4 protein-coding genes and 2 pseudogenes are annotated in these 4,367 nt (G+C 37.9%); 2 read left to right on the forward strand and 4 right to left on the reverse strand.

The features are described from left to right. Nucleotides 1-221: 221 nt before the first annotated feature. The 3 genes and pseudogenes from QUA33_RS27685 to QUA33_RS27695 all read right to left on the reverse strand — a co-directional run. Nucleotides 222-1,625 (reverse strand): annotated as a pseudogene (locus QUA33_RS27685) (IS1634 family transposase); the annotation flags it as partial. A 202-nt stretch (nucleotides 1,626-1,827) separates the two neighbouring features. Further along, a complete protein-coding gene (locus QUA33_RS27690; RefSeq protein ID WP_333152917.1) occupies nucleotides 1,828-2,991 on the reverse strand; it encodes an ISL3 family transposase in 1,164 nt (387 codons plus the stop codon). Nucleotides 2,992-3,043: 52 nt separating this feature from the next. Beyond that, a pseudogene (locus QUA33_RS27695) lies at nucleotides 3,044-3,310 on the reverse strand (DUF4277 domain-containing protein); the annotation flags it as partial. Between the two features lie 106 nt (nucleotides 3,311-3,416). On the opposite strand from QUA33_RS27695, the gene QUA33_RS27700 reads away from it, so the two are divergent. Then, nucleotides 3,417-3,557 (forward strand): hypothetical protein, encoded by a 141-nt coding sequence (locus QUA33_RS27700; RefSeq protein ID WP_333152919.1) that lies wholly within the window; start codon nucleotides 3,417-3,419, stop codon nucleotides 3,555-3,557. A 463-nt stretch (nucleotides 3,558-4,020) separates the two neighbouring features. Here the strand turns inward: QUA33_RS27700 and QUA33_RS27705 are convergent, their stop codons facing one another. Next, nucleotides 4,021-4,125: a CHAT domain-containing protein gene (locus QUA33_RS27705; RefSeq protein WP_333152921.1), complete on the reverse strand. Its 105-nt coding sequence runs from the start codon at nucleotides 4,123-4,125 to the stop codon at nucleotides 4,021-4,023. 93 nt (nucleotides 4,126-4,218) lie between these two features. Here QUA33_RS27705 and QUA33_RS28385 point away from each other — a divergent pair, with 93 nt between their 5' ends. Then, a complete protein-coding gene (locus QUA33_RS28385) occupies nucleotides 4,219-4,293 on the forward strand; it encodes an IS4/Tn5 family transposase DNA-binding protein (RefSeq protein ID WP_445251079.1) in 75 nt (24 codons plus the stop codon). The last annotated feature ends 74 nt before the right edge of the window (nucleotides 4,294-4,367 follow it).

Consider the following 4,367-nt stretch of genomic DNA (forward strand, 5'->3'; position numbering starts at 1 on the left):
GAGTTTCGGTTAAAATTCCAGGGATTTTTTGTCTCTGTTCGGGGAGCGTCCCTGTTCCAAAACTGTCCGAAGTATTGATCCACAGATATTTCCTAATATCTTCCTTCAGCCATATCTGAACTAATTTTCCCTAAATTAGACATCACAATTTCGGCAACATGATTGTTAAGTTGCCAATTATTTGAATTTATTCAACAATATTCTCCGGTTTGTTTTCCGAGTTACCCATCTTCAACTATTAAATAATATTGACCGCAAACCTTTCCTAAATAATTTAATATCTCCCGACGTTCCTTTGTTAAGTTGCTTATTTCTTCGGCTCCATTTAGGTTGACTAAATGTACGGCTTGAAACATCTGAAATACCCACCGCATTGTCGGTTTATTTGTCATTTTCTTGACCTGGTTTCTGATGCTGGCATTGGCTGATTCTAATTCTTGTCTCAACTTTCTTTGGGCGAGATTATATACTAATAAACATACTCCCATTATCATGGCAATTGCTTCTACTCTCTCTGGTTTTTTCACGAAGACGCTTGATGTGAAAAATAATGGGTCTTTTAAGAATCTAAATCCTCTTTCGTTACTTTGTTGGTCTTGGTATTCTTTTAATATTTGCTCGTTGGTTATTTCCTGTTTATCTAAGATATTTGTTGCCAGTATAAATCTCCCTGCTTTGATTTTTTCGGCTGATATTATTTCAGGTTTGGTTTCTATTTTGCCGCTTATTTGATAGGTTATTGTGTCTATATTACTCGCTTTTTTGCTTGGTCTTTTTGGTTTTTTATGGCTTTTTTCTTGACATTCACTTTCGGTTATTTGGTGATATTTCCATGTGTCTGATAGATTTTTTATGGCGGTTTATGCGTCGGCAACACAGGCAAATTTTTGCCGGGAAAGCTTGCGTAGTGCGGCTTGGGCGCTTAATTCTTGTTTGTTTACTTGTTTGTCTATTTGTTTGATGCTTGCTTGTTTTCTGAGGTCACTTTCTATAACTAACCATCTTTGTTTGATGTTTCCATATTCGCTGGCTCTTTCGGCTATCTTATATCCTTTTTTTGAGCTTGCTTGCCATTCGCTTTCTTGGATGTCTACGATTTTCTCTTGGGCTGATTTTATGCTTAATGGGACTCTTGTTATCCATTTGATTCCTGTCATTGCTGATAGGTTTTCCCTGGTGTATAATGCGCTGTCTGCTACGCAGATTCCTTCAAATGTCCACTGTTTTTTGAATTCTTTTAGTCTTGATACGAATACGCTTTTGTCGTCGATGTTTCCTGAATCTATTTTTAGATATAGTGGTATGTCTCCGTCTCCTGTTACAATCATGTCTATGATAAATTGTTTCAGGTCTGGTCGATGATCTCGCGAGTATCCGTGAACTATTTCTATTGGTTTCATTTCGGATGTTTCTGGTTCTGGTTCTTTTTCTATTTGGTCGCTGTTTTTAACTTGCTTTTTATATTCTCCTTGTACGTACATTGAACTTCCATCTAAATGGATGCTGTTCATTTTTACTTGGAATTTATGGGCGGCTTTCATGGCGATTGTTGTGAAGAGTTTTGTGATTCCTACTTGATAATATTTGTCGAGGGCTCTTCCCAATCTATCGTCGTTTAGATGTTCGGGCTCTCCTGAACTTATGGTTATAAGTTTATCTAATCAGACCAGTAAGCTAATACGCGATTCCTAAAATTACAATACTCCGGACAGTTTTTGGAACGATACTACAAGCTTACGCGGGGCAAGGATCGTAAAAAAGTCGGATTAAATGTAAGTCAGGGGTGGAGCTGACATTGATTTAATTATCCACAGTGGCTGCGAAGTCCTACAGAATAAGCCATTGGGCCATATAAAAACTGTCCGGACTATTGAAATTATTAAAATTAGAAAAACCATACCCTTGCCGCATTATCAACTTAATCCGATTGTTGATTCCTTCCATGACTCCACTTGTGGTGCGATGAAGAAAGTAGTTGCAAATACCCTCAAAATGATTCTCAATTGTTGATGCAGATTCTCTAAAAAATACTTGTGCATGATTGAGCCATTTTTTGATTGTGTTTTGCCCTTCTTTGACGGTCAAATTAGTCTCATATATTTCTCTAAATTTTTCTTTCATCTCATACGCAATTCGCAAACATTCGGATTTACTTAGTATCAATTCTAATTTATCAATCTGAAGAAGATTCAAATTTACTCGATTACTTAATAATAAATATTTACTTTGCCTATCTGTTATTCCGGCTGCTCTACGTAACTTATTTAAGTCTTTATTAACTACTTTCATTACATGAAAACGATCAATAATAACTAGGGCGTTTGGGAATACTTTTTTGATAACTTTAGGGAATCCTCCCCACATATCAACACTCACTTCCTCAACTTGTTCACGAACCTCAATTGGTTGTCCCATAAGGACTTCAATGATTTCTTTACAGCGATGAAAATCAATCATCTCAATTAAATTACCTTCGCCCAGGTCACTCACTACAGTCACAAAATTTCCTTGACATGAGCGCATACTTATCTCATCGAGACCAATTCGTTTAACCCGTTGCCAATTCGGTTTTTTTATGGTGTTTACCTGCTCAAATATTCCTTTTATTTCGTCATAACTCAGTCCTTCTTCTCTTCCAATTTGCTCCATACTCGATTGTTTGACACGCTCATAAATATTTTGTTCGTATCGTTGAGTATGCCGTCTTTTCACGTCCAAAAACTCTAATTTTTCTGTGGGATACCGTTGACAAATAGGACAGTAAAACTGCCGCTGTGGGATTTTTAGATATACAGGACGACCAAAAACAGGCAAATCTCTGACTAAAATTGGTCGATTTTGATGCAGTTTTTCGGTATCATTGTTACAATGATGACAAACAATTCCTTCTGATAAAATGCTCAGTCCCAAGAAAATTTTTCCCTCAACTTGAGTACAAGTTTCAACCCTGACTCCAGGCAAGGCTAATAGATAGTCTAGATGGAAGCTCATAACGGTAAATGTATTAGTAGGTACATTTTACACCATAAACTCAGGAGAGCCGATGTTCGGGTAGTATTCCCTTTCCGATTAGATGTGATGTTGCTTTGCCTACGAAAAATTCATCGAATATGTATAATGGGGCGCTTAAAAATCCTAGTCCATTCAAAATCATTGCTTTCATGACTTGTCCTGGGCTGAGAATTTCTTGAGTTGTTATTCCTACTATTTTATTGACTTCTTCTACTAATTCCATCTCGTCTATTATGCCTGCTACTATTCCTAGATGGTCTAAATTTAGGACTTTTATGGCTTCTTGATGCTCATTCATGGTTTTTTCCTCTTGGCTCCTCATTCGTTCATTGTAACTCAAAAAAGCCTGAAGTGATTACGGGGCAATTACTTCAGGCTTGAATTTTTAAAATTTATCACCATCAATGCTATTTAAAGACCTGCGGAATGTGGGTTTAATCCTCGTCGAAAGAATGAATCCCATGTCAAACGGTCAGCCGTTTCCACCTTTGTGGTTGGCTTGGGTGGGAGAACGAACTCTACCCAAGCGAAACAGTCTGGTTTAAGTATTTACGACGCTTTGGGGTGGATCATTGGTATAGGTTTGCTAAGCAACGACTACATTGGACATTGCCTAACTTGAGAACTCCCGAACAATCAGAGCGCTGGAGCGATTTAATGCCATTGATGAGTTGGCAACTCTGGCTGGCTAGGGATTTAGTTCTCGAAAATCGACTCCCTTGGCAATCTGCTAAGATCGATTTAACTCCTGGACGTGTTGCCCAATCAATGTTGTCAGTTTTAGTTGACATTGGTACTCCTACCAAACTGCCAAAACAGAGGGGAAAATCCCCTGGTTGGGAAATAGGAAAGGTACGTACTAAGGCACCGTGCTATCCCACTGTGAAAAAACGGGTTTCTCGACGCAAAAAATCTTCAAGATTAGCTATTTAATCTTCTACATTTTGAATTTTTGAGTAACAGCTTGCCGGATATTCAAAGGCAGCTACTTTTAGATGCGATAGTTTTTTAGTCTAAACTCCAGTAAAATTTAACCATCAAATCTTTAGTAGCGGAATCATCAACACTCCACAAACTAGCCATCACGGCTTGTGCGCCCGCCTTACTTTTCACGGCATCTCTGAAAGGTAGAGTAGGAGGTCATTCTAGGCAAAAGGGGTAGATGGTGATATAATGTGGTTAAAATCAAGTAAAGGCAGGCGAAAAATGTTGAGCTGGTGGGAGAAAAATTTTGCCACTTGTGAATTAGGAGATGAGAGATTAAACAATAGAGCCTATTAGACCTCTTGCAAAAAAAATATGTGTTATGCTTAAGAGTTTGCTCAAGTTTAGGTAAAACTTTGAATTATTGGGTT

The organism is Microcoleus sp. Pol14D4 (assembly GCF_036701245.1).
Taxonomy (GTDB): Bacteria; Cyanobacteriota; Cyanobacteriia; order Cyanobacteriales; family Microcoleaceae; genus Microcoleus.